At 57.8% G+C, this 24008-nt stretch carries 22 protein-coding genes; 17 read left to right on the top strand and 5 right to left on the bottom strand.

Features of this window, described 5'->3' with window-relative positions; all coding sequences use genetic code 11:
• Positions 1-2: 2 nt before the first annotated feature.
• A complete protein-coding gene (locus B145_RS0111160) occupies positions 3-875 on the bottom strand; it encodes an aldo/keto reductase (protein WP_018607371.1) in 873 nt (290 codons plus the stop codon).
• A gap of 136 nt (positions 876-1011) precedes the next feature.
• Here B145_RS0111160 and B145_RS0111155 point away from each other — a divergent pair, with 136 nt between their 5' ends.
• From B145_RS0111155 to B145_RS0111140, 4 genes are all read left to right on the top strand, one after another.
• Positions 1012-1923 (top strand): LysR family transcriptional regulator, encoded by a 912-nt coding sequence (locus tag B145_RS0111155; RefSeq protein WP_018607370.1) that lies wholly within the window; start codon positions 1012-1014, stop codon positions 1921-1923.
• Positions 1924-1979: 56 nt separating this feature from the next.
• Complete coding sequence (locus B145_RS0111150; RefSeq protein ID WP_018607369.1) at positions 1980-2195, top strand: NF038104 family lipoprotein; 216 nt, start codon at positions 1980-1982, stop codon at positions 2193-2195.
• Between the two features lie 178 nt (positions 2196-2373).
• Positions 2374-2940, top strand: coding sequence for a dCTP deaminase (gene dcd, locus B145_RS0111145; protein WP_026259044.1), 567 nt, complete (start codon positions 2374-2376; stop codon positions 2938-2940).
• 161 nt (positions 2941-3101) lie between these two features.
• Positions 3102-5339 carry an arginine/lysine/ornithine decarboxylase gene (locus B145_RS0111140; RefSeq protein ID WP_018607367.1) on the top strand — a complete coding sequence of 746 codons (2238 nt, stop codon included), beginning with the start codon at positions 3102-3104 and terminating at the stop codon, positions 5337-5339.
• A 132-nt stretch (positions 5340-5471) separates the two neighbouring features.
• On the opposite strand, the gene B145_RS0111135 is transcribed toward B145_RS0111140, so the two are convergent.
• Both B145_RS0111135 and B145_RS27460 read right to left on the bottom strand, forming a co-directional pair.
• Complete coding sequence (locus B145_RS0111135) at positions 5472-5837, bottom strand: hypothetical protein (RefSeq protein ID WP_018607366.1); 366 nt, start codon at positions 5835-5837, stop codon at positions 5472-5474.
• A 40-nt stretch (positions 5838-5877) separates the two neighbouring features.
• Positions 5878-6336, bottom strand: coding sequence for a hypothetical protein (locus tag B145_RS27460; protein ID WP_157288375.1), 459 nt, complete (start codon positions 6334-6336; stop codon positions 5878-5880).
• Between the two features lie 267 nt (positions 6337-6603).
• Between B145_RS27460 and B145_RS0111125 the strand changes: the two genes are divergently transcribed.
• The 9 genes from B145_RS0111125 to B145_RS0111085 all read left to right on the top strand — a co-directional run bounded on the left by B145_RS0111125 (position 6604) and on the right by B145_RS0111085 (position 15684).
• Positions 6604-7374 (top strand): ParA family protein, encoded by a 771-nt coding sequence (locus B145_RS0111125; protein WP_018607364.1) that lies wholly within the window; start codon positions 6604-6606, stop codon positions 7372-7374.
• 127 nt (positions 7375-7501) lie between these two features.
• The gene (locus tag B145_RS27455; protein ID WP_211209813.1) at positions 7502-8068 is read left to right on the top strand and encodes a YXWGXW repeat-containing protein; all 567 of its coding nucleotides are present in this window, start codon (positions 7502-7504) and stop codon (positions 8066-8068) included.
• A 192-nt stretch (positions 8069-8260) separates the two neighbouring features.
• A complete protein-coding gene (locus B145_RS0111115) occupies positions 8261-9205 on the top strand; it encodes a bifunctional riboflavin kinase/FAD synthetase (RefSeq protein ID WP_018607360.1) in 945 nt (314 codons plus the stop codon).
• 7 nt (positions 9206-9212) lie between these two features.
• Positions 9213-12029 (top strand): isoleucine--tRNA ligase, encoded by a 2817-nt coding sequence (gene ileS / locus B145_RS0111110; RefSeq protein WP_018607358.1) that lies wholly within the window; start codon positions 9213-9215, stop codon positions 12027-12029.
• A complete protein-coding gene (gene lspA, locus B145_RS0111105; protein ID WP_018607356.1) occupies positions 12026-12517 on the top strand; it encodes a signal peptidase II in 492 nt (163 codons plus the stop codon). The genes ileS and lspA overlap by 4 nt, the downstream gene beginning before the upstream one ends.
• Positions 12518-12520: 3 nt before the next feature.
• Entirely contained in the window at positions 12521-12955 is a 435-nt protein-coding gene (locus B145_RS0111100; RefSeq protein ID WP_018607355.1) for an FKBP-type peptidyl-prolyl cis-trans isomerase, read from the top strand.
• 38 nt (positions 12956-12993) lie between these two features.
• Positions 12994-13932 carry a 4-hydroxy-3-methylbut-2-enyl diphosphate reductase gene (gene ispH, locus B145_RS0111095; RefSeq protein ID WP_018607353.1) on the top strand — a complete coding sequence of 313 codons (939 nt, stop codon included), beginning with the start codon at positions 12994-12996 and terminating at the stop codon, positions 13930-13932.
• A 123-nt stretch (positions 13933-14055) separates the two neighbouring features.
• On the top strand, positions 14056-14667 hold the full coding sequence (locus tag B145_RS0111090) for a DUF47 domain-containing protein (RefSeq protein ID WP_245541852.1): 612 nt from the start codon (positions 14056-14058) through the stop codon (positions 14665-14667).
• A 9-nt stretch (positions 14668-14676) separates the two neighbouring features.
• Positions 14677-15684: an inorganic phosphate transporter gene (locus tag B145_RS0111085; RefSeq protein WP_026259042.1), complete on the top strand. Its 1008-nt coding sequence runs from the start codon at positions 14677-14679 to the stop codon at positions 15682-15684.
• 76 nt (positions 15685-15760) lie between these two features.
• On the opposite strand, the gene B145_RS0111080 is transcribed toward B145_RS0111085, so the two are convergent.
• Positions 15761-17533, bottom strand: a complete 1773-nt coding sequence (locus tag B145_RS0111080) for an ABC transporter ATP-binding protein (RefSeq protein ID WP_018607348.1) — start codon at positions 17531-17533, stop codon at positions 15761-15763.
• A 272-nt stretch (positions 17534-17805) separates the two neighbouring features.
• Here B145_RS0111080 and B145_RS27450 point away from each other — a divergent pair, with 272 nt between their 5' ends.
• Positions 17806-18948, top strand: coding sequence for a methyltransferase family protein (locus B145_RS27450; RefSeq protein WP_018607345.1), 1143 nt, complete (start codon positions 17806-17808; stop codon positions 18946-18948).
• A 23-nt stretch (positions 18949-18971) separates the two neighbouring features.
• Here the strand turns inward: B145_RS27450 and B145_RS0111070 are convergent, their stop codons facing one another.
• A complete protein-coding gene (locus B145_RS0111070) occupies positions 18972-19994 on the bottom strand; it encodes a LacI family DNA-binding transcriptional regulator (protein WP_018607343.1) in 1023 nt (340 codons plus the stop codon).
• Between the two features lie 880 nt (positions 19995-20874).
• On the opposite strand from B145_RS0111070, the gene B145_RS0111060 reads away from it, so the two are divergent.
• From B145_RS0111060 to B145_RS25290, 3 genes are all read left to right on the top strand, one after another.
• Positions 20875-22116 carry an ABC transporter substrate-binding protein gene (locus B145_RS0111060; protein ID WP_018607339.1) on the top strand — a complete coding sequence of 414 codons (1242 nt, stop codon included), beginning with the start codon at positions 20875-20877 and terminating at the stop codon, positions 22114-22116.
• Between the two features lie 72 nt (positions 22117-22188).
• Complete coding sequence (locus B145_RS0111055; protein ID WP_018607337.1) at positions 22189-23160, top strand: carbohydrate ABC transporter permease; 972 nt, start codon at positions 22189-22191, stop codon at positions 23158-23160.
• A gap of 12 nt (positions 23161-23172) precedes the next feature.
• Positions 23173-24008, top strand: an 836-nt coding sequence (locus B145_RS25290; protein ID WP_018606800.1) for a carbohydrate ABC transporter permease, incomplete at its 3' end; no start/stop codon positions are given.

The following is a 24008-nucleotide window of genomic DNA, read 5'->3' as shown; positions in this document are numbered from 1 at the left end:
GCTCAGCAGAGCAACTTGAGGTTTTCCCTCAGCCGTTGCGCATTACCCGTTGCGGTAATGGGAAGAAAGCCCTGCTGGCACAGCCGTTCCAGCACGACCGCCGCGAGACTGGCATTGCGGCTGCGGGCCTCTTCGCCCATCGCCGCTACGGCTTCCCTGTTGGCGGCTGAATCATATTGCGCGGGCAGTTCTGCCCCTGCCACAGCCAGATGACCATCCAGCAGAGGGGAGTAGGCCATGATGGTAAGCGGGGCTGACATGTTCCGCAGTTGCGCAAGTAATCCATCATCAATGGCAATCTGCGGCGCAAAATCAGCCCCAGGCACGGGCGGTATCACTGTATGCCGATACTGCGCATAGGATACGGGCTCCAGCCCATGCTGCACGATCAGCTCATCCAGCACTTTTACGCGTTGGGTTGAGTAGTTAGAGATGCCCAGCTTGCGCACTTTGCCACTGGCAACCAGTTGGCTCATAGCCTGCCAGGTTTCCAGCAGGGACGTGTGCGGATCATCCAGATGCGCAAACAGCACGTCGATATAGGAGGTCCCCAATCGGTACAGCGACCCTTCGACGGCGCGCAGGACAGCCGCAGCGGAGAGCCCCGTCAGATTGTCAAAGGTCTTACTGCTCAGCGACTGGGCGCCGATCTTGGTGATGATCTCGAAATCGCTGCGATTCTTGTCTGCCAGCCAGGCGCCGATCACACGCTCACTTTCGCCGCCCTGGCCCTGCGGATGCCAGAACGCGTAGTTGTCTGCCGTATCAATGCGGGTTCCACCCAGGCTTTGAAACATATCCAGCACCTGAAAACAGTGCTCCTTGTCGATGGAAGTTCCGAAATTGACGGTGCCCAGTGCAACGGGTAATGCCATGGTGTGCTCCCTGTGTGGATGAACCAAAACCTTCTGGCACACATCATTTCATCGCGCCCGCATTGGATAAAGATGGATAAATTGGGTAATTTATTCAAAAATACACAACAATTACCTCGCCCACCGGTGCACCCAGATGGATCGTTTCCAAGCCATGCAGCTGTTCTCCAAAGTCGTGGAATTCGGCAGTTTCACCCGTGCTGCCGATGAGCTTCACATTCCCCGTGCCACGGCCAGCCACACCATCAAGCAACTGGAACGCCGACTGGGGGTCTCGCTTTTGCACCGGACAACCCGCGCAGTCAGCGTCACGCTAGACGGCAACGCCTACTATCAACGTTGCCTGCGCCTGCTGGCCGATCTGGAAGATGCCGAATCGGCCTTTGCCACCCGCACCATTCCCAAAGGCATTCTGCGCGTAGAGTTGCAACCCACCATCGGGCTGCATTTTGTGATTCCTCGCCTGCCCGAATTCCATGCCCGCTTCCCCCAAATCCAGTTGGAAGTCAGCATGGGAGACCGGCTGGTCGATCTGCTGCGGGAAGGCATCGATTGCGCCGTGCGCGTAGGAGAATTGGGCGACTCGCCGCTGGTTGGGCGGCGCCTGGCTTTGCTTGAGCAGCTCACCTGCGCCAGCCCCGCCTATCTGGCCAGCCAGGGTCGGCCGGACAGTATTGAAGAGTTCATGCAGCACGCCGTGGTGAATTACTTTTCCACCACCACCGGCAAACCTGCCCCGTTTGATTTCTGTGTGGCGGGGCGGGTCCAGTCCATCCTGAGACACTCGGACATTGCCATCAACAACGCCGAAGGCTATGTGGCCTGCGCACGTGCGGGCCTGGGGATCATCCAGGCGCCCCGCCATCACGTTGCGGCGGACCTTGCTTGCGGCGCTCTGTGTGAAATTATGTCCACACTGCGCCCGCCCCCGGTGCCGGTGTCCATCCTCTACCCTTACCACGCCCAACTTTCTACCCGGCTCAGGGCATTCATCGACTGGCTGGCTGAGGTTTTCTCTTCCATGCAGCGGACGAACGCCGTACTGTAAAACCGGCGGTACATGCTAGGCTATTGAAATCCCCTGCATCAATAACACTGCCTACCATGTCACGCACCTTCCTTCGTCTGCTCTGCATCCTGGCCCTGCCCCTCAGTCTGAGCGGTTGCCTGGGCACCATTGTCGGCACTGCCGTAGACGTGGGGATCGAAGTCGTCAAAATCCCCTTCAAGGTCGGCAAGGCCGTGGTTGACGTCGCCACAGATGACAGCGACAGCAAGAAAACCGAGCAAAAGGACGATAAGCCAGAAGAAAGCAAATAATCTGGGCGACTGCGCACAATGGCTTCTGTCGGGCGTTTGAGGGCAGAAAACCGGAACACCGCACCCTCACCACCCCTACGATTTGCAGGTTTTCAGCATTTGATCAAAAAAAGCATGCAAAATCCGGGGAACATCGCGTTAGAATCGCCGTTTTTCAAGATTACCCTGGGCACCACACGTGAGCATCAAATCGGATAAATGGATTCGCCGCATGGCAGAACAACACGGCATGATCGAGCCTTTCGAGCCCGAGCTGATCCGTGAGGTCAATGGCCAGAAGATCGTCTCCTACGGCACGTCGAGCTACGGCTACGACATCCGCTGCGCGCCGGAATTCAAGGTGTTCACCAACATCAATTCGACCATCGTCGACCCCAAGAACTTCGACCCGAAGTCTTTCGTCGAAATCGAAGGCGACTATTGCATCATCCCGCCCAACTCGTTTGCGCTGGCCCGCACGATGGAGTATTTCCGCATCCCCCGCTCGGTGCTGACCGTTTGCTTGGGCAAGAGTACCTATGCCCGCTGTGGCATCATCGTCAATGTCACCCCCTTCGAGCCGGAATGGGAAGGCTATGTGACGCTGGAGTTCTCCAACACCACACCGCTGCCAGCCAAGATTTACGCAGGTGAAGGCTGCGCCCAGGTGCTGTTCTTCGAGTCCGACGAGGTCTGCGAAACCTCCTACCGTGACCGTGGGGGCAAGTACCAGGGGCAGATTGGCGTCACACTGCCAAAAATATAGTTCCGCCTAGCGCACACACACTTTTTTCGATTTGGGCCGCTATAAGCTTCGCGCTTTTGCGGCCCTTTGCACTCTTTGCCGGACGCGCCGTGCACGAGTATCTGTAACCCGGCTGCCACATAGTTCGATACAGCCAATTTTTTTGATAGACAGGAAGGGCCATGCGCTTTCATTTTCCGATCATCATCATCGACGAGGATTTCCGCTCGGAAAACACCTCGGGTTTCGGCATCCGCGCGCTCGCCAAGGCCCTTGAGGCCGAAGGCATGGAGGTGATGGGGGTGACCAGTTACGGCGATCTGACCTCTTTCGCCCAGCAGCAAAGCCGCGCCTCGGGCTTCATCCTGTCGATTGACGACGAGGAGTTCTCCTCTGACGAAGCCGATGTCACCATTGCCGAGTTGCGCGCCTTTGTTGAAGAGATCCGTCTGCGCAATGCAGACATCCCTATCTTCCTGTACGGTGAGACCCGCACCAGCCGCCACATCCCCAACGATGTGCTGCGCGAGCTGCATGGCTTCATCCACATGTTTGAAGACACCCCAGAATTCATCGCCCGCTATGTGATGCGCGAGGCCAAGGATTACCTGGAAAGCCTGCCGCCCCCCTTCTTCCGTGCGCTGACCCACTACGCGGCAGACGGCTCCTACTCCTGGCACTGTCCGGGGCACTCGGGCGGCGTGGCGTTCCTGAAGAGCCCGGTCGGCCAGATGTTCCACCAGTTCTTTGGTGAGAACATGCTGCGCGCCGACGTTTGCAACGCTGTGGATGAACTGGGCCAACTGCTCGACCACACCGGCCCGGTGGCTGCTTCCGAGCGCAATGCTGCGCGCATTTTCCACGCAGATCACCTGTTCTTCGTCACCAACGGCACCTCGACTTCCAACAAGATCGTGTGGAACTCCACCGTGGCGCCGGGTGACGTGGTGGTGGTCGACCGCAACTGCCACAAGTCAATCCTGCACTCCATCATCATGACCGGGGCGATCCCTGTGTTCCTGATGCCCACACGCAATCACTTTGGCATCATCGGGCCGATTCCGAAGAGTGAATTCAAGTGGGAAAACATTCAGAAGAAGATTGCCAGAAACCCGTTTGCCAAAGACAAAAACATCCGTCCCCGCGTGCTGACAATCACCCAGAGCACCTATGACGGTGTGCTGTACAACGTGGAAGAGATCAAAGAAGAGCTCGACGGCAAGATCGACACCCTGCACTTTGACGAAGCGTGGCTGCCGCATGCTGCGTTCCACGACTTCTATGGCGACTACCATGCCATTGGCGAGGGCCGCTCCCCCTGCAAGGAGTCGATGATCTTCTCGACCCAATCGACCCACAAGCTGTTGGCGGGTCTGTCGCAGGCATCGCAAATTCTGGTGCAGGATTCGGAAACCCGCCATCTGGACAAGGATCTGTTCAACGAAGCCTACCTGATGCACACCTCCACCAGCCCGCAGTATTCGATTATTGCCAGCTGCGACGTGGCCGCTGCAATGATGGAGCCACCGGGAGGCACCGCGCTGGTTGAAGAATCGATTGCCGAAGCCATGGAATTCCGCCGCGCCATGCGCAAGGTAGATGAGGAATGGGGTGCGGACTGGTGGTTCAAGGTATGGGGGCCGGATTATCTGGCCGAAGAAGGCATGGGCGAGCGCGAAGACTGGATGCTCAAGGCCAATGACCGCTGGCATGGCTTTGGCAATCTGGCCGAAGGCTTCAACATGCTCGACCCAATCAAGGCCACCATCATCACACCGGGGCTGGACGTGGATGGCGACTTCGCCGATTCAGGGATCCCCGCAGGCGTGCTCACCAAGTACCTGTCTGAGCACGGCATCATCGTTGAAAAATGCGGCCTGTATTCTTTCTTCATCATGTTTACCATCGGCATTACCAAAGGCCGTTGGAATACGCTAGTGACTGAGCTACAACAGTTCAAGGACGCCTATGACACCAACCAGCCCTTGTGGCGCGTGATGCCGGAGTTCATCGCCAAGCACCCACGCTACGAAAAAATGGGGCTACGCGAACTATGCCACTGCATCCACGATGTATACAAGGCGCGCGATGTCGCACGACTAACCACCGAGATGTATCTGTCTGACATGGAACCGGCCATGCGCCCAACCGATGCGTGGTCAAAGATGGCCCACCGCGAAATTGAGCGTGTGGTGATCGACGACCTGGAAGGCCGCGTCACGGCGATGTTGGTCACACCCTACCCACCCGGCATTCCGCTGCTAATTCCGGGCGAGCGCTTCAACAAGACCATCGTGGATTACCTGAAATTCGCCCGCGAATTCAACGAGCAATTCCCTGGCTTCGAGACTGATATCCACGGCTTGGTCAAGGAGAACAAGGACGGATACATTCGCTACTGTGTGGATTGCGTAAAATAAGACGATCCCGAGCAGCTTGAATACAAAACGGCTTGATGGAAAACCATCAGGCCGTTTCTTTTTGTCATAAAACACACGTCCTGATTTTCGACAGAGAGGCTTGTTATTCCGGTGTCAAAATCAGTGTTTCATTCAGCGCTTCATGACAGTTTCTTCAGCAGCCTTGATGGCAGCCGTGTACTCCGCATCCGCTGCACGGATCGCATCCTTTTGCTCGTCACTCAAAGGTTCGCCCAAGGTATGCTCCAATGCAGAAATCACCCGGGCCACCGGATCGGTGATGCGGGCGTGATCAGGAATGGCCTGGCGCACGGTGCGCTGACGCACACCGGCAATCTTGGCCACCTGGCTGACATATTGGTCTTCCGCCTTGACCTGCTCCCGTTTGAGCATGGCAGTCTGAGCCGGCGTCAATACCACTTGCTGCGCAGCCACCGGTGCCAACGCCACCCAACCGCAAAGCACCACGCCCCCCGCAATTCGCTTCCATCTATTCATTGCGCCCGCCGTCTCCGTTCAATCCACTTCAATAATGATTCTACTTTGATAACTGATATTTGACCTGAAGCACCACAGCACCATCAATATGGGGCTTGATGGTCGGGATCACATAGGTTTGCAGGGCCAGCCGCTCACCACGCCATTCCAAGGCAGGCAACAGGGCCGGGGCAACGGCAAGATGACGATAACCGCTCACCCCCCCGATGGCAAGCCCGAGCCGGAACCCGGCCCCGAGCGTCACCGGGTAATAGTTGCCCAACACATAAAATGCCGCGCGCCGGATACTGTTCTTGAACACTCCGCCAGAGATCGAGAAGTCATCACGCAAATCTCTTTCATACCCTAGCCCATAGTTGAACTCGTTATACCCCAGATCACGTTCAAAGTGATACGAGGCGCCGCCAAAACTCACCAGATCGGTTGCCCAGGACGCATTGCCCGCCACGCATGCAAAAAAGGCCATCAGCGCCCGAGCCGCAATTTTTGTACGTTTCAAAAGATCCCCCCAGCCATAAGCAAGCGCATTATTCCATTCCACGGCACCTTGTAGTGCGAATCCAACACCATTTTGGCAAAGTACGGTAAATGCCAAGATGCGTGGCGCCTGCCAAGGTATGCAGCCTTGACTTACCCTGGTCAACATCGCAAACGACCCGGCGCACAAAAAACGTAGCAGACCTGCACTAAAGAGCAGGGATGACATGCGCGTCAAGCATATACTGATGGGGACACCCTCTGTTCAGCCAAATGGGAAGGATGCAAGATGAAACGCGTGGTATTCAACCAGAAAGGCGGCGTCGGCAAATCCACCATCACCTGCAATCTTGCAGCCATCTCGGCAAACAACGGGCTACGTACCCTTGTGGTTGACCTGGACCCGCAGGGCAATTCCACCCACTATCTGATGGGGGCAGCGGCAGAGGGTATCGAACCCAATCTGGCCGACCTGTTCGAGCAGACACTCACGATCCGCTTCGAACAGCGCGCCACCGCTGACCATGCACTCCCCACCCCTTTTGAGCATCTGTACCTGATGGCGTCCTCGCCACGGCTGGAAGAGTTGATGGGCAAGCTTGAATCGCGCTACAAAATCTACAAGCTGCGCGACGCCCTGGCGGAACTGGACGATCAATTCGACCAGATCTATATCGACACGCCGCCAGCCATGAATTTCTTCACCCGTTCGGCGCTGATTGCTGCGGATGCCTGCTTGATCCCCTTTGACTGTGACGACTTCTCGCGCCGGGCCCTGTATGCGCTGCTGGAGAATGTGGAGGAGATCCGTACCGATCACAACCAAGCCTTGCAGGTTGAGGGCATCGTCGTCAATCAGTTCCAGGCGCGGGCCAGCCTGCCACAAAAACTGGTGGACGATTTGTTGGCAGAGGGCCTGCCGATTCTGCCCACCTACCTTTCCAGCTCGGTACGCATCCGCGAAAGCCACCAGACGGCCAAGCCCATGATTCACCTTGATCCCCGCCACAAACTCACCCAGGAATACCTCGCCCTGCACGCCCGCCTTGGCATGGCCTAGCAACGCAAGCCATTGACACAAAACAACAATTACAAATACTTACAGTAGCATGTAGGCGGCACCTTCCTCCCCCGCGTTATAGCCATCAAGGGTGCATGGCACCACGCTGATAACGAGGAGTTGTATCGTGAGGATCAAACAAGTAGTCATGTCATGCCTGATGGCGGCGGCTGGCCTGGGAGCAAACGCCAGCTACGCGGGTGTAGACGTCTCGGTCGGTGTACGGCTGCCAGGTGTGCGTATCGATGTGGATGCGCCACCGCCACCAATACGCTATGAGCCCGCCCCTCCACCCCGCCCCGGATACATGTGGCAATCTGGCTTCTGGCGCTGGGACGATGGTCGCTACCTGTGGATGCCCGGTACATGGGTTGTGGTGCGCTCCGGCTATACCTGGGTACCGGAACGCTGGGAACCACGTGGGCCTCGCTGGCATTTTGAGCCCGGCCGCTGGGAACCGCACTACGTACGCCCGGTGGAGGAATACTGGCGTGTAGCCCCGCCCCCACGTTACGAGTACCGGGATGAACACCGCGAGTGGGAACGCCGCCGGGAGTGGGAAGACCACCGCGCACACGAATGGCGGCGCGATCACGAAGAACGTCGTGATGATCGCCGCGATGACCGTCATGATGAGCGCTGGGGCCGTGGCTGGGAACGCCACGATGATGATCGCGGAGACCACCATCGCTAGTCTGGTTTCACCAATCAGGGACGTAGCCTGAGTACCGGGCTACGCCCTGCCCCCTCCCTTCAACAAGCCTCGGGTCTGCACAACAGGATCAGGCTTGCGCCGCCCCCTCCATCTTTTCTTGCGAGTTTTTCACCTGCCAGATGCCGAATCAGGCGCTTGCCGCTATAATTCATCGTTTTTCATCAGGCATTTATGCAGGTCTGTCGGCAAATCCCCATTTCAGCTCAAGGCCCCTGTGTTCTGACCATCGGAAATTTCGATGGCGTACACTTGGGCCACCGTGCATTGTTGGCCCGTTTGCGGGCCAAGGCCGACGCGCTGGGGCTGCCTGCCGTAGCCCTGTGCTTTGAGCCGCACCCACGCGAATACTTTTCGCTGGAGGCGGCCCCTCCGCGCCTGTGCAGCCTGCGCCGCAAGTTGCAACTGCTGTCGCAGACAGGGATTGACCGGGTCATCGTCCAGCGTTTCAACGCTGCCTTTGCACAACAAAGTGCTGATGCCTTCATCAGCCAGACCCTGGCGCGAGACCTGCAAACCCGACACCTGATGATTGGTGATGATTTCCGCTTCGGACGAGGGCGGGACGGCGATTTTGCCGCGCTGCTGGCGGGCGGCAAGCTGCATGGCTTCACGGTAGAAGCCATGCCGACCCTGGAAGTGGCGGGCGAGCGCGCCTCCAGCTCCGCCGTGCGCGAAGCCTTGCAGGCAGGACAGATCGAGCATGCCGCGCGCCTGCTGGGGGAGCCTTTCGTTGTGGAAGGCCGGGTTTTGCCGGGGGCGCAGATTGGCCGCACTATTGGCTTTCCCACCGCCAATATCCAGTTGCGCCAGCCCAGCCTGCCGCTGGCTGGCGTGTTTGCCGTGACCGTGGATGGCGGGCCTTTCCAGCGAGCCATCGGGGCCGCCAGCGTAGGCGTGCGCCCCACGATCGGCGATCGCCTGGCATTAAAGCTGGAAGTGTTTGTGCTGGATTACTCTGGCGACCTGTATGGGCAGCGCCTGCGTGTGCGCTTCTGGCACAAGGTACGCGATGAACAGAAATACCCTTCACTGGATGCCTTGAAGCACGCCATCCAGACCGATTGTAATGAGGTGCGGAACTACTTTGCCGCACACCCTGAGTTTGTGAGCTTGTGAGAGAAAAATGGCCGAATATCGTCAGACCCTGAATATGCCGGATACCCCTTTCCCCATGCGTGGCGATCTGCCCAAGCGGGAACCGGGTTGGATTCAACAGTGGCAACAGAAGAAGCTCTACGAGAAGATTCGCAAGGTATCCGCAGGTCGCCCCAAATTCATTCTGCACGATGGCCCCCCTTACGCCAACGGCAGTCTGCACCTGGGCCATGCGCTCAACAAGGTGCTCAAGGACATCATCGTCCGCTCCAAAACCTTGTCCGGGTTCGACGCCCCTTACGTACCGGGCTGGGATTGCCACGGCCTGCCCATTGAGCACAAGGTGGAAGTCACCCACGGCAAGCATCTGCCCGGCGCCAAGGTGCGTGAGCTTTGCCGCGCCTACGCCACCGAACAGGTCGAAATCCAGAAGGCTGGCTTCATCCGCCTGGGCGTACTGGGTGAATGGGACAACCCCTACCTGACCATGGCCTATTCCAACGAAGCCGGTGAAATCCGGGCGCTGGCCGAGATGGTCAAGCACGGCTACGTCTTCAAGGGGCTCAAGCCGGTCAACTGGTGTTTTGATTGCGGCTCTGCGCTAGCAGAAGCCGAAGTCGAGTACGAAGACAAGCAGTCCGACGCCATCGACGTAGCCTTCAAGTGTACCGAGCCGGAGCAACTCTCCATCGCCTTCCGCCAGGAAGGTCTGGCCAAGCCCGCCTATGCGGTAATCTGGACCACCACCCCGTGGACCATCCCCGCCAACCAGGCACTGAACATCCACCCGGAAGTGAAGTACGCACTCGTCGACGTGAGCGACAAGCTGTTGATCCTCGCAGCCGAACTGGTCGAAGCCTGCCTGAAGCGCTACAAGCTGCATGGCGAAGTGCTAGGCGAGGCCGAAGGCAAACGTCTGGCGGGCATCCCCTTCCATCACCCCTTCTACGATCGTCTCTCGCCAGTCTATCTGGCTGATTATGTGGGCGTGGATACCGGTACGGGTATCGTGCACTGTGCCCCAGCCTACGGTGTGGATGACTTCAACATCTGGCGCGCGAATGGTCGTGGTTTCGACGAGATCCTCAATCCTGTTCAAGGCAATGGCGTGTATGCACCAAGCCTCGAATTCTTCGGTGGTCAGTTCATCTGGAAGGCCAACCCGAACGTGGTGGCCAAGTTGCAGGAAGTGGGTGCGCTGCTCCATCACGAAACCATCAGCCATAGCTATATGCACTGCTGGCGCCACAAGACCCCGCTGATCTATCGCGCCACCGCGCAGTGGTTCGTGGGCATGGACAAGCAACCCAAGGAAGGCGCCACGCTGCGCGAACGTGCCCTCAAGGCCATCGAAGAAACGGTCTTCTACCCGGCCTGGGGCAAGCCACGCCTGCATGCGATGATCGCTGGGCGACCCGACTGGTGCATCTCGCGCCAGCGTACCTGGGGCGTGCCGATCCCCTTCTTCCTGAACAAGGAAACCGGGGAGCTGCATCCGCGCACCGTGGAATTGATGGAAGAAGTCGCCCAGCGTGTTGAGAAAGAAGGCATTGAAGCCTGGTTCAAGCTGGATGCAGCCGAACTGCTGGGTGCCGAAGCCCCGCTGTACGACAAGATCAGCGACACCCTGGACGTATGGTTCGATTCGGGCACCACGCACATGCACGTGATGCGCGGCTCGCACAACGAAGGCCACGAACACGGTCCGCGTGCCGACCTGTATCTGGAAGGCTCCGACCAGCATCGCGGCTGGTTCCATAGTTCCTTGCTCACCGGCGCAGCCATCGATGGTCACGCGCCTTACAGGGCGCTGCTCACCCACGGCTTCACCGTGGATGAAAAGGGCCGCAAGATGAGCAAGTCGCTGGGCAACACGATTCTGCCCGAAGAGATCACTGAAAAAATGGGCGCCGACATCCTGCGCCTATGGGTCGCCAGCACCGATTACTCTGGCGAAATTGCCGGTAGCAAGGAAATCCTCGCCCGCGTGGTCGAGGTGTATCGCCGCGTGCGCAACACGCTACGCTTCCTGCTTGCCAACACCTCGGATTTCGATGTGGCCAAGGAATCAGTACAGCCCAAGGAAATCTATGAGGTGGATCGTTACGCCCTGTGGCTGACGACGCAACTCAATGAACGCTGCCAAGCCGACTACTCGACTTACGAATTCCACAAGATCGTGCAGAAACTGCAGATCTTCTGCTCCGAAGATCTGGGTGGTTTCTACCTCGACATCCTCAAGGACCGCCTCTACACCAGTGCGACCAAGTCGGTGGCACGGCGTTCCGCGCAAACAGCTCTGTGGCACATCAGCCAGACCCTGGTGAAACTGATGGCGCCGATCCTCTCCTTCACCGCCGAAGAAGCCTGGGCCGTGATGAGTGGCGACAAGGACGACAGCGTGATGCTGCACCGCTGGCATGATCTGCCCGCAGCGATGATCGACGGGCTGTCTTTCGCCGATTACAAGGACGAAGCCAAGTGGAACACGATCCGCGCCGTGCGTGCCGAAGTGATGAAGGAAATCGAAGCCGTGCGTACCGCAGGCCAAGTGGGTTCCTCGTTGCAGGCGGAAGTGACAGTTCATGCTACGGGCGACAAATTCGCTGCACTGAAGACGTTGGGGAATGATCTGCGCTTTGTCTTCATCACCTCTGCGGCAGACATTGTAGAAGTCGCCAGCGCAGCCGAAGAAAAGATCGTGGTCACCCCAAGCGCCCACCAGAAGTGTTCCCGCTGCTGGCATTACCGTGCTGATGTGGGAAGCAACCCGGAACACCCGGAACTGTGCGGGCGTTGCGACGACAACCTGCATGGCGCGGGCGAAGCACGGAGCCACGCATGATTCGCTTTGTGGGGTGGCTTGCCCTGATTGCAGCGGTGATCGGCCTGGACCAGTGGAGCAAGATCGCTGTCTTGCAACACTTCCAGCTCTATGAGCGCCTGCCGGTCACCAGCTTCTTCGATCTGGTGCTGGTCTACAACCCTGGCGCGGCGTTCAGCTTCCTGGCAGAACACGGTGGCTGGCAGCGCTGGTTCTTCACCGCGCTGGCAGTCGTCATCAGCAGTTGGCTGCTCGTCATGATCTGGCGTAACCGTAGCGAATGGCTGCAACCCTGGGCGTTTTCGATGGTTGTCGGCGGTGCCTTGGGCAATGTGATCGACCGCTTCGCCTATGGCGCAGTGGTCGATTTTCTGGCCTTTCACGTAGATCGCCACTATTGGCCCGCCTTCAACCTGGCAGATTCCGCCATCTGCCTGGGGGTGGCGCTGATGGTACTGGCCCAGTTCCGTGAGAGCCGCAAGCAGAAGAACACAACGATAAAGATCTGATATATGAGCGGATGCATCCACCCCAGCAGTCTGGTCACTCTGAACTTTCGGGTCAGCCACGCCGAGAGCGGCACCGTGATGCTCTCGACCTTCGAATCCTCCCCTGCCACCTTGCAACTGGGGGTTGGGGAGTTGATGCCAGCACTCGAAGCCCGGCTCATCGGGCTGGCTGCGGGCGATCACGAAACCTTCCATTTTGAGGCAGGCGAAGCCTTCGGCCCCTACAACGCAGAACTGGTGGAGAAGATCGACCGTGCCCACATTCCGGCAGACATGCAGCTTGAAGCCGATGCGGTGTATGGTTTCCCCGCTCCAGATGGCAGCCGCTATCCCGGCTTGGTGCGCGAACTGACGGCCGACTATGCCCTGGTGGATTTCAATCACCCACTGGCGGGTAAACCCGTCGCGGTGGAAGTCCAGATCATCGGCGTCATCTGACAGAATATGGAGCGTGGGTTGTCCCACAGGAAGCAAACATGAACAAACCCCAAATCCTCCTTGCCAACCCCCGTGGCTTCTGTGCCGGGGTGGAACGCGCCATCGAGATCGTGGAGCGTGCCATCAAGCTCTACGGCGCCCCCATCTATGTGCGGCACGAAGTGGTGCATAACAAGTTCGTCGTCGATGATCTGCGCAGCAAGGGCGCCATCTTTATCGAAGATCTGGCTGAAGTGCCCAATGGCAGCACCCTGATCTTTTCCGCTCATGGCGTATCCCAGGCGGTGCGGGTAGAAGCCGACGCCCGTGGGCTGCGCGTGTTTGATGCAACCTGCCCACTGGTGACCAAGGTACACGTGGAAGTAGCCAAGATGCGTGAAGCCGGGCGCGAGATCGTGATGATCGGCCACAAGGGTCACCCGGAAGTGGAAGGTACGATGGGGCAATCGACCTCCGGCATGTATCTGGTGGAATCGGTGGAAGACGTGGTGGCCCTGCAGGTGCGTGACGAGAGCATGCTGGCCTACGTCACCCAGACCACCTTGTCGGTCGACGATGCACAGGTGATCGTGGATGCCCTCAAGGCCCGCTTCCCCGCCATCATCGGCCCCAAGAAGGACGACATCTGCTACGCCACGCAAAATCGCCAGGACGCGGTCAAATTCATTGCCCCGCAAGTTGATCTGATGATCGTGGTGGGTTCCAAGAACAGTTCCAACTCCAACCGCCTGCGCGAAGTGGCTGCCTTGCGCAGCATCCCTGCCTATCTGGTGGACAACGCGGGGGGGCTTGACCCGGCCTGGTTGGCGAGCAAACCACGGGTAGGCGTCACGGCGGGCGCGTCGGCCCCGGAAGTGTTGGTAGAAGAAGTCATTGCCCGCCTGCGCGAACTGGGGGCTGGGGAGGTCCGCTCAGTAGAAGGTGCCAATGAAAACATCACCTTCCCGATTCCCAAGGAACTTCAGGCCGAAAGTTGAACAAAGCGGTAAATCTCTGTGCCGGTTTTGCCCAGCATCAGAGAACACCTCTTTCGACAGCCTCATACACTGTTATCATTGCGCATCTTTTTTTGTCACCCTACATCCATGTTCGGACGTTTCATGCCCCGTGAGGGCCGTTTTTTCGATTACTTCAACGCACATACCGAGCAGGTAGTGCTGGCCGCACGCGAGCTGGTCGCGCTGGTCACTGATATGGAAAACGCTGCCATCCACATCGAGAAGATCGATGCCATCGAAACCAGCGCCGACAAGATCAACCACGATGCCATGGCCTTGTTGCACAAGTCCTTCATCACCCCGTTCGACCGTGATGCCATTCACGCACTGGTGACCAGTACGGATGACATCGTGGATTCGATCCAGGACGTGGCCGAATCCATGAGCCTGTACAACATCCGCCGCATCACCCCGGACGCAATCCAGCTGGCCGAACTCTCGCTTTCCTGTTGTGAGCGCCTCAAGCAGGCCGTCAAGCTCATCGACAACATGGAAAACTCTGCCGATGTGCTCACCACCTGCCGCGAAATCGATCAGCTCGAATCCGATTGCGACCGCGTGATGCGCAGCGCGCTCTCCCGCGTGTTCCGCGATGAACGCGATGCCGTGCAGATCATCAAGATGAAGGCCATCTACGAGGGGCTGGAGAAGATCACCGACCACTGCCAGGATGCAGGCAAAGTCATCGAAGGCATCGTGCTGGAAAACGCCTGATCCCCTGCTATGGAACTTACTCAATTAGGCATGACGGGGTTGATCCTCCTCGTCGCACTTGCGCTGTTCTTTGACTTCCTCAACGGCTTTCACGATGCGGCCAACGCCATCGCCACGGTGGTGTCCACCGGGGTATTGAAGCCCAATCAGGCAGTCGCCCTGGCGGCTACCTTCAATTTCATCGCCATCGGCGTGTTCGGCACCCACGTGGCCGCCACAGTCGGCAAGGGTATTGTCGACCCCAGCGTGGTTGACCACTACGTGGTGTTTGGTGCCCTGATCGGCGCCATCTGCTGGAATATCCTGACCTGGTATTTCGGTATCCCCTCCAGTTCCTCCCACGCGCTGATCGGCGGCATCGTCGGCGCCACGGTGGCCAAGGCAGGCTCCGGCCCGCTGATCTGGTCGGGGATCGGCAAGACGGTCGCCTTCATCGTCATCTCCCCCGTACTGGGCATGCTGCTGGGCTCGTTGATGATGTTGCTGGTCACCCACCTGTGTGCGCGCACCACTCCCACCAAGGTAGACCGCTGGTTCCGCCGCCTGCAGGTACTCTCTGCCAGCGCCTACAGCCTGGGGCACGGTGGGAACGACGCACAAAAGACCATCGGGATCATCTGGCTGCTTTTGCTGACCTCGGGCTACCTCAAAGCAGGCGAATCCATTCCGAACTGGACCATCATTGCGTGCTATTCGGCTATCGGCTTTGGCACCCTGTTCGGGGGCTGGCGGATTGTGAAGACCATGGGCCAGGGCATCACCAAGCTGCGCCCCTACAGCGGTTTCTGTGCCGACAGCGGCGGCGCGCTGACCCTGTACGTGGCCTCCTGGCTGGGGGTGCCGGTTTCGACCACCCATACCATCACCGGTGCCATTGTCGGCGTGGGTTCATCCCGGCGCTTTTCTGCCGTGAAGTGGGGGCTGGCAGGTAGCATCGTCTGGGCCTGGGTGCTCACCATCCCTTGCAGTGCGATCATTGCGGCCATTGCATGGTGGATTGGCCACCACGTACTGTAAAAACAACTGGCTACTGCTGAATGGCAAAAAGCGCGACCCATTCATGGTGTCGCGCTTTTTGATTTCTACCATCGCATCAGGCAGCCTGGATTGCGAACATTCCACCAAACCGTGACGCGGGGTCATGCGAGAGTGCGGCAAAGCCCCCCTCCTCCACGATCTGCCCGCGCTCGAATACCAGAATCCGGTCCGCGTCCTTGAGCGTGCTGATGCGGTGTGCCACGATCAGCATCGTGACACCTGTGACACGCTCGGCCATCAGGGCGTCCATCACTTTCTGCTCGGTCACCGAATCCAGCGCAGAGGTGGCCTCATCCAGCAGCAGGATCGGGGCGTTGCGATAGAGGGCCCGGGCGATTCCGATGCGCTGGCGCTCGCCGCCAGACAGGGTGCTGCCTTTCTCCCCAACCATGGTCTGCAAACCATCCGGCAGGCGGGCAATCAGATCATCCAGGCAGGCAACACGGCAGGCACGCTCCAGCAGGACCGAATCCACCTCGCGCATCATGCAGATGTTTTCCAGCAAGGAAAGGTTGAACAGTTCAGTTTCCTGTAAGACGACGGCTACATTCGAAGTCAGTTCCTCGTGACGGATGTCTGCCACCGCCACCTTGCCGATATCCAGGCGCCCAGCTTCCACCTGATACAACCCCAGCAACAACTTGATCAGGGTGGATTTGCCTGAACCCGAATGCCCGGCAATCCCGACCACCTGCCCACGGGGAATCTCCAGCGACATGGGGCCGACTGCGGGCTTGTCGCCATAACGGAACGACACCTCCTGCAAACGGATGGATTGCCAATCCTTGGGGAAGGCCTGGGTGCCCTTGACCTGTGCATTGTTTCCCCAAAAGAAAGGCATCATGCGGGCGAGGTTGGACTTGCGCTCAATCATAAGTTGGATGCGGTCGGTAAAGTCGATGGACGACTCGCGCAGCCGATCAAAATACACCGCATAGGTCAGGAAAAACCCTGCCTCCAGGCGGCCATGCATGACCATGTAGGCAACTGCGACCAGATACGCCCCCCAAGACAAGGCGTTGTGAATCTGGAAGCACATCCATTTGGTGTTGCCCAGGCGCAAGCGTTCATGCCCCAGCAGCCGTGCCATTTCCTCGCGCTGAGCCACGTTGTTGCTCATGCTCTCAGCCGCCCCCAAGGCCTTAACGGCCAGAATGTTGGAGGCACTCTCCACAAAACTGCCGCTGGCGTTCTCCATCGAGCGATTGATCTGGTCCGAGATCCGCGAGATGCGATAGTCAAAATACAACTCGATACTCACCAAGACCCCGAGGAAATACAGGAAGAACAACGCGAAGGCCGGGTGCAACACGCTACAGGCGATCAGAGCGCCGATAAATGCGGTGGAGGCAGCGAGCAGGTTGTTGAACATCTCCCCCGTCCACTCGCGCACTGCTTCGGCGCCAGTCAGGATGCGCTGGGCTTTGTTGCCGGTGTTTTCCTGCTGATGCCAGGCTAGGGAAAAATCGAGTAGGCGTTCAAACCCCCAGACTTTGGCACGGTAACGGGCATTCAGGCTGATCATGCCCAGCACACGCTTGCTGGAAAGCCGTATCAGGGCAATCAGCGCATGGCAGACCGCCAAAGTCCCCACCAGCGTATAGAGGGTATGCACAGAGGGTTTCAACTCAGCCGGAGCCTTGACGTAGCCGATCAGGAAATTGGCAATCAGGCCGATCAGGTATGGCGGCACCATGCCATAAAACAGCACCAGGATCAGCACCAGCATGAAAAACAAAAATCGCCAGCGTTCTTCTGCCAAAAAGAACCACAAGGCGCGGGGTAAATCACGGAACGGAAGGGTATCGGGCGCAGGCATATGCTTCATGGGGAGGCTCACTGCAAGGGGGAAGTGGCGCAAGATCAGGCGACCGGTATCATTTTACGCTGCTGCGGGTATGCCAAGCCCCCATTGAACACCAATTGCTGTAGAAAAACGCCGGATGGTTGCAATCACGTGCATAAAACAAGCGAGAATTGCCCCCATCGGGCTTGCCCGCAGCACATAGGGGCTTGAGCGCGCCTTCACAGAAAGGTCGTGCCCAGCATGGCTGCGCTGCGGGCCCACAACCAATCCAGCCTTTATTGCATTGCCACACCATGCTTGCTCGCATCACCACCACCCGTTTTGCCAAAAATTATTTTTCCACTTTGGCGCTCATGCTTTCAGGCTGGTATATCTGCTTTTACCTGTCGCCTTTTCATCAAGGCATTCTCAGGGCGTTTGCCACGATCCAGTTCTTCCAGACCGTCAGTATCCATATCCCGGTCTACAATTTGTTCATCGCCGTGCTGATCGCCTATGCCATCATCCTGGTGCCCTACTACGCATTTCAACCGTATGTGCATGCCAAGGCCTGGACTGCCCTCCGAGGGCTATATCTGGGCCTAGGTCGCTGGCATAGACCCACCCCGACGCTGACACGCAAAGGCAGGAGGCGCAAGTCATCCCGCAAACAGCCCGTTGCCAAGGCGCTGATCTCGCACACCACCCGGCAAGCCGCGCTGGCCTTGCTCTTGAAATTTTTCTTCGCTCCCTTGATGATCAATTGGTGTCTGGCACACATCGGGGACATGCTGCACAACGTCGAACTGGTTCGCAGCGATGTGCAGCAAGGAGTCACCGGCCGGGGGCTATTTGATCACGCCTTGTTCATGGCAGCGTTTCAACTGATTCTGTTTGTCGATACGCTGTTATTTACCCTGGGCTACATCATCGAGATGCCGCGCTGGAAAAACCGGATCATCTCAGTGGAACCCAGTCTCCTGGGTTGGCTCGTCTGTCTGGCATGCTATCCCCCGTTCAATGCTCTGACCGGGCGTGCCTTCGCTTGGCAAAGCGCTGATTTCCCCCATTTTGCCAATGACACCATCCACCTGCTGGCCAACTGCAGCATCCTGCTTCTGATGGGGATTTACTCCTGGGCTTCCATTGCGCTGGGCCTGAAGGCCAGCAACCTGACCAACCGGGGTATCGTCTGCAGCGGCCCCTATGCGTTTGTGCGCCATCCCGCCTATACGGCCAAAAATCTGGCCTGGTGGATCGGCGCACTCCCCACTTTTTACATGGCGTTTGGTCAAGGGGTTCAGGCCCTGGGCCTTGCCGTGCTATGCACCGCAGCCTGGAGTCTGATCTATGCGGCAAGAGCCATCACCGAGGAACACCATCTGCTGCGTGCCAACAATGGCTACAAGGAATACATGTTGGCGGTGCGCTGGAGATTCATCCCCGGCGTGATCTAACCCGCTTTGGGTGCGGGCCGGAATTAAACGCGACGGGTTGTCTCCCGTACCACCAGTTCCAGAGGCGGCAAGGCAATGGCCTTGCCTTGCTGACCAAGCATGCCCAAGAGCAGGCTCGCACAGTGTTGCCCGACCTCGAACAGAGGTTGGCGAATCGTGGTAAGAGGGGGGGTCAGATAGGCAGAAGTCGGCAGATCATCAAAGCCCACCAGTGACACATCGTCTGGCACGCGGATACCACGACGGGAGAGCACCATACGTGCCCCCAGCGCGGTCTGGTCGTTGGCGGCAAAGACCGCTGTAAACGGGGCCCCGGAATCCAGCAAGCGGTTCATGGCGAATACCCCGCCATTTTCCTTGAAGTCCCCCTGCACGATCAGAGCGGGGTCCAGCACGATTCCTGCTTCAGCCAAGGCCTGTTGGTAGCCCTCGAAACGGCTGATTGCATCGCTATGTGTGGGTGGCCCGGCTATAAACGCGATCCTGCGATGTCCCAGGCTGACCAGATGCCGGGTAGCCAGATAGCCCCCCTCCTCATTGGAGAAGAACACTGAGCGCACATTTTCAGCATCAATCTTCCGCCCGGTCACGACGATAGGCTGCATCTGCGCAAACTCGGCAATCTGGGCATCTGAAAGGTGCCCGGTCAAGATCACCAGCCCATCAACCCGACGCGCCATCAGCAACTTGATCCGCTCGGCTTCCTCAGCCGCATCCCAGTGGCCGCTGACGATAATCAAGGCATACCCGGTATCCAACACGCCTTCTTCCAGGCCACACATCACACGGGTAAAGAAGGGGCTTTCAACGTCCTGGATCAGCACCCCGATTGTCATCGTGGTGCCCTTCTTCAAACTTCGGGCAAAAAGATTGGGTTTGAATTCAAGCCTGCGGATTGCATCTTCGACCGCCAGACGCTTGTCTTCCGACACTTTGACAGTGCCATTGATGATGCGTGAAACCGTGCTGACCGAGACGCCTGCTTCGCGTGCCACGTCCAGCACCGTCACAGCTTGTCGGTCTGCCACCAATCGGTCTAAAGCCATGCTTTGTTTGGGAAACCACTGCAATAACGAATGCGCACGATGATTGCACGTTCGGGTCAAGCTGACAACGTTTTCAATTGAAAACTTGCTTGAGCTATGCATTCCTGCACATTTGCCCTCACAAAAGTTCGTCTTTCAGCCCAAATAAATCAGCGATGCCTTGGTGCTGGCCAGACAAAAACGCAACACCCAAAACAGCGCAGAACCGCACCAGGCGCCCCGCATCTCACCCGTGGCCTGAAATATTCACTTGCGTTAACAAAGACTTCTTGCCGCCCCCCTGCCCTAAAGGGAAAACACCTCGCTCATCTGCTCAAATTGCACGCTCTTTCCCACGCCCATAGCAAACGCCAAAGTGCCTGTGGCCTTATCTTCCCGATCGATACATGTGCCAGATGCATGAACTCAAGAAAACGATCACACACAGGAATTCATTCAGTATGAATACAACACTTGCCTCGCCGCCCCCCTTACATCTCTTCACAGGCCAAACTCATGGAGTAGAATCCGCACGAACAGTTGAGATGCGCCGGCCTAGGGATTTCCCTTACGACGAATAATTTACGTTGACAAAGCGGGGCCATAATTCTGTAATCTCACATACAATGATGAAAACGGTTTCAGACATGTCTGGCCGAAAAAATATAGGAGACAAGTCTATGAAGAGGCAACCCCCTTCTGCCGGTACGGCCAAAGAAGCTGAAACCGCCGGACTTGGCGCCATAAATCCCCTTGTTGTCCGTGTAGTTACGTCAAAAGATTGCTGAAGTTACGCGCTGGCGCCCAAACAGGTCTCGGCGTCTGCTGCAAAAGGTTTGTAGTACCCGCGAGAAATCGCGAAACGTGAAAACGTTCTCACAAATAGGAGAGGAGCAAACTTATGAAACACATTCTGCGTCCCTTGGTTGCCGCCCTGGGTCTGGTAAGCATCAGTGCCATGGCTGCAACCACGCTCACCGTGGCTGCATTCCCTGACCTGGATCGTTCGATCAAGGCCGCCATTCCCGGTTACAAAAAGCTGCACCCGGATGTCGAAATCAAGTTGGTAAGCCTGGCCTATGGCGACCACCACACCGCCATGACCACGGCACTTGCTACAGGTGCCAATCTGCCGGACGTGATGGCCGTGGATATGGGCTTCATCGGCAAGTTTGCTGAATCCGGCGGTCTGGAAGACCTGTCCAAGGCCCCTTACAACGGCCTGCAATACAAGGCTCAGATCTCCAAGTTCAGCCTGCCGCAAGCCATGGCGGGCACGGGGGCACTGGCAGCGATCCCCTGTGACATTGGCCCGGGCACGATGTTCTATCGCAAGGACATCATGGACAAGGCCGGCGTCAAGGAAGAAGACCTGACCAAGAGCTGGGAAACCTACATTGAAGCAGGCAAGAAGGTTAAGGCAGCGACCGGCGCCTACATGATCCCGCATGCCAACGAACTGATGGCAATCGCCATCCGCTCCGGTGTGAAGGACGGCGAAGGTCTGTACTTTGATGGCAAGGGCAAGCCTGTGGTGGATCATCCCCGCTTCGTAAAGGCTTTTGAAATCGCCAAGGCAGCTCGCGTTGCAGGGATCGACGGCAAGATCGGCGCATGGTCCAACGAATGGTCCGAAGGCTTCAAGCGCGGCCAGATCGCTACAGAAATGATGGGCGCATGGCTGGGTGGTCACCTGAAGAACTGGATCGCTCCGGACACCAAGGGTCTGTGGCGCTCTGCCCAACTGCCTGCTGGTTCGTTTGCATCCTACGGCGGCTCGTTCTACGGCATCCCCAAGAAGGCTGTGCATAAGCCAGAAGCATGGGATTTCATCAAGTACCTGACGCTTGACAAGGGCCAACAGATTGAGGCTTTCCGTCAAGTTGAAGCCTTCCCGTCTCTGATCGCCGCCCAGAATGACGACTTCATGAACCAACCGATCGAATTCCTCGGTGGTCAAAAAGCTCGCCAACTCTGGAAGGTTGCAGCAGAGCACATCGCTGCATTTGATGTCGACAAGTATGACTCTACCGCTCAAGACATCATCAACTCCGAACTGGACAAGGTTCTTGAACAAAACAAGGACATCAAGACTGCACTGACTGATGCCAAGGCACAAATTGAGCGTCGCGTTCGCCGTTAATCGTTTGTCGTAGCACTCAGCGCCCTCCCTCGATGAGGGCGCTGTCCAGAGGATTTGATCGTGTCATCCATCATGCCTATACACCAGGACGTCGGAACCGCCGCAGCCGCAACACAACCGATCGCACGCCGCAAGCGTCTGAAAGGTCGTGACTGGGCGCCGTATGTGTTCGTGAGCCCGTTCTTCATCATATTCTGTCTGTTCGGGCTGTTCCCGCTGCTGTTTGCGGTCTACCTATCCTTCCACCAATGGGACCCTGCGATGGGCCTGGAGGCGATGAAGTGGGTCGGTATTGAGAACTACACCTACATCCTGACTCAGGATGACTATTTCTGGAAAGCCTTGTACAACACCGTCTGGCTGGGGCTGGCTTCCGGGTTGCCACAGCATTTGATTGGTCTGCCCCTGGCGTATCTGTTACATACGGTCTTTGGGCGTATGCGCAACACCGTGGTGGGCGTCTACTTCCTGCCCTTTATCACTTCGTCGGTGGCGATTTCCCTGGTTTTCACCACGCTGTTCTCGCGTGACTTCGGTGCGGTCAACAGCTTCTTGACCGGGATGTCTCACACCCCGGTGATCGGTTGGTTGTTCCCGGCGCAGAACATTGACTGGGGCCAACCGCAGTACATCAAGCCGATGATTGCCTTTGTGGTCTGGTGGCGTTATGTGGGCTGGAACACGGTGATGTATCTGGCCGCCCTGCAAACCATTTCCAAGGATCTGTTCGAAGCGGCCACCATGGATGGTGCCACCCGCGTGCAACAGTTCCGCTTCATTACCTTGCCATTGCTCAAGCCCATGATGTTCATGTGTGTGACCTTCACCATCATCGGCAACCTGCAGCTGTTTGAAGAGCCCTTCATCATCACCGGCGGTTCGGGCGGCCTGGATATGGCGGGCCTGACCGTTGCCATGCACATGTATCGCACCGGCTTCATGGATAACGACTTCGGCACCGCTGCTGCGATTGCCTGGCTGGTCTTTGCCCTGATCGTCGTCCTCACCGTGATCAACAACAAGCTGCTGGCGAGCAAGGAATAGGAGCAGCCCATCATGAAATCGAAAATCTCTCTACCCAGCCTGCCCATCCTGTTGGCCTACCTGATCATCGCCGTTGGCGGCGTGATGATGTTCGCCCCGTTCTGGTTCATGTTCGTGTTCGCTACCCACACCAACACCGAGATCCTCTCGGTGCCCCCACCCCTGTGGTTTGGCACACACTTCTTTGAGAACTGGAACGACTTGCTCGGGCGTCTGCCTGCGTTCTGGCACAACATCGGCTGGAGCGTGTACATCGCCATTGCCACCACGGCTGCAAACCTGTTCTTCTGTTCGCTCGCCGGCTACGCCTTTGCGATGTACCAGTTCCGCTACAAGAAACTGATCTTCGGCCTGATCATGTCGACCATGATGCTGCCCTCCTTCGTGGGCATCATCCCGACCGCCTTGACCATGAGCTGGATCGGCTGGATGAACCAACCCAAGGCCCTGATCGTGCCGGCCATGGTGGGTGCCTTCGGCATCTTCCTGATGCGCCAGTACATCGAGTCCGCGATCCCGAAGGAACTGATCGACGCCGCCCGCATTGATGGCTGCAGTGAGTTCGGCATCTACTTCCGGGTCATCCTGCCCCTGATTGGACCGGCACTGGGCACCCTGGGGCTCTTGACCTTCATCGGGTCCTGGAACAACTTCATGGGCCCCCTGGTCGTGATGCGTGACATGGACATGTACACCATCCCGCTGGCGCTACGCGCGCTGCAAGGCACCGGCCAGACCCCTTACGGGGCGATCTCGGCAGGCTCGGCCGTGGCCGTGCTGCCACTGATGATCCTCTTCGTGATGGCGTCCAAGCGATTGATCTCCGGATTGACCGCAGGTGCGGTGAA

It is taken from the genome of Uliginosibacterium gangwonense DSM 18521, from assembly GCF_000373965.1.
In the GTDB taxonomy this organism is placed as follows: Bacteria; Pseudomonadota; Gammaproteobacteria; order Burkholderiales; family Rhodocyclaceae; genus Uliginosibacterium; species Uliginosibacterium gangwonense.
This window is presented reverse-complemented; position numbering and strand designations above follow the sequence as displayed.

Coding starts and splice junctions, on each gene's coding strand:
- B145_RS0111160 (WP_018607371.1), bottom strand. CDS start 875: ATGGCATTACCCGTTGCACTGGGCACCGTCAATTTCGGAACTTCCATC.
- B145_RS0111070 (WP_018607343.1), bottom strand. CDS start 19,994: ATGGCTTTAGACCGATTGGTGGCAGACCGACAAGCTGTGACGGTGCTG.
- B145_RS0111085 (WP_026259042.1), top strand. CDS start 14,677: ATGGAACTTACTCAATTAGGCATGACGGGGTTGATCCTCCTCGTCGCA.
- B145_RS0111115 (WP_018607360.1), top strand. CDS start 8,261: ATGCAGGTCTGTCGGCAAATCCCCATTTCAGCTCAAGGCCCCTGTGTT.
- B145_RS0111135 (WP_018607366.1), bottom strand. CDS start 5,837: ATGAATAGATGGAAGCGAATTGCGGGGGGCGTGGTGCTTTGCGGTTGG.
- lspA (WP_018607356.1), top strand. CDS start 12,026: ATGATTCGCTTTGTGGGGTGGCTTGCCCTGATTGCAGCGGTGATCGGC.
- B145_RS0111080 (WP_018607348.1), bottom strand. CDS start 17,533: ATGAAGCATATGCCTGCGCCCGATACCCTTCCGTTCCGTGATTTACCC.
- B145_RS0111125 (WP_018607364.1), top strand. CDS start 6,604: ATGAAACGCGTGGTATTCAACCAGAAAGGCGGCGTCGGCAAATCCACC.
- B145_RS27450 (WP_018607345.1), top strand. CDS start 17,806: ATGCTTGCTCGCATCACCACCACCCGTTTTGCCAAAAATTATTTTTCC.
- ileS (WP_018607358.1), top strand. CDS start 9,213: ATGGCCGAATATCGTCAGACCCTGAATATGCCGGATACCCCTTTCCCC.
- B145_RS0111100 (WP_018607355.1), top strand. CDS start 12,521: ATGAGCGGATGCATCCACCCCAGCAGTCTGGTCACTCTGAACTTTCGG.
- ispH (WP_018607353.1), top strand. CDS start 12,994: ATGAACAAACCCCAAATCCTCCTTGCCAACCCCCGTGGCTTCTGTGCC.
- B145_RS0111060 (WP_018607339.1), top strand. CDS start 20,875: ATGAAACACATTCTGCGTCCCTTGGTTGCCGCCCTGGGTCTGGTAAGC.
- B145_RS0111140 (WP_018607367.1), top strand. CDS start 3,102: ATGCGCTTTCATTTTCCGATCATCATCATCGACGAGGATTTCCGCTCG.
- B145_RS0111090 (WP_245541852.1), top strand. CDS start 14,056: ATGCCCCGTGAGGGCCGTTTTTTCGATTACTTCAACGCACATACCGAG.
- B145_RS0111150 (WP_018607369.1), top strand. CDS start 1,980: ATGTCACGCACCTTCCTTCGTCTGCTCTGCATCCTGGCCCTGCCCCTC.
- B145_RS0111155 (WP_018607370.1), top strand. CDS start 1,012: ATGGATCGTTTCCAAGCCATGCAGCTGTTCTCCAAAGTCGTGGAATTC.
- B145_RS0111055 (WP_018607337.1), top strand. CDS start 22,189: ATGCCTATACACCAGGACGTCGGAACCGCCGCAGCCGCAACACAACCG.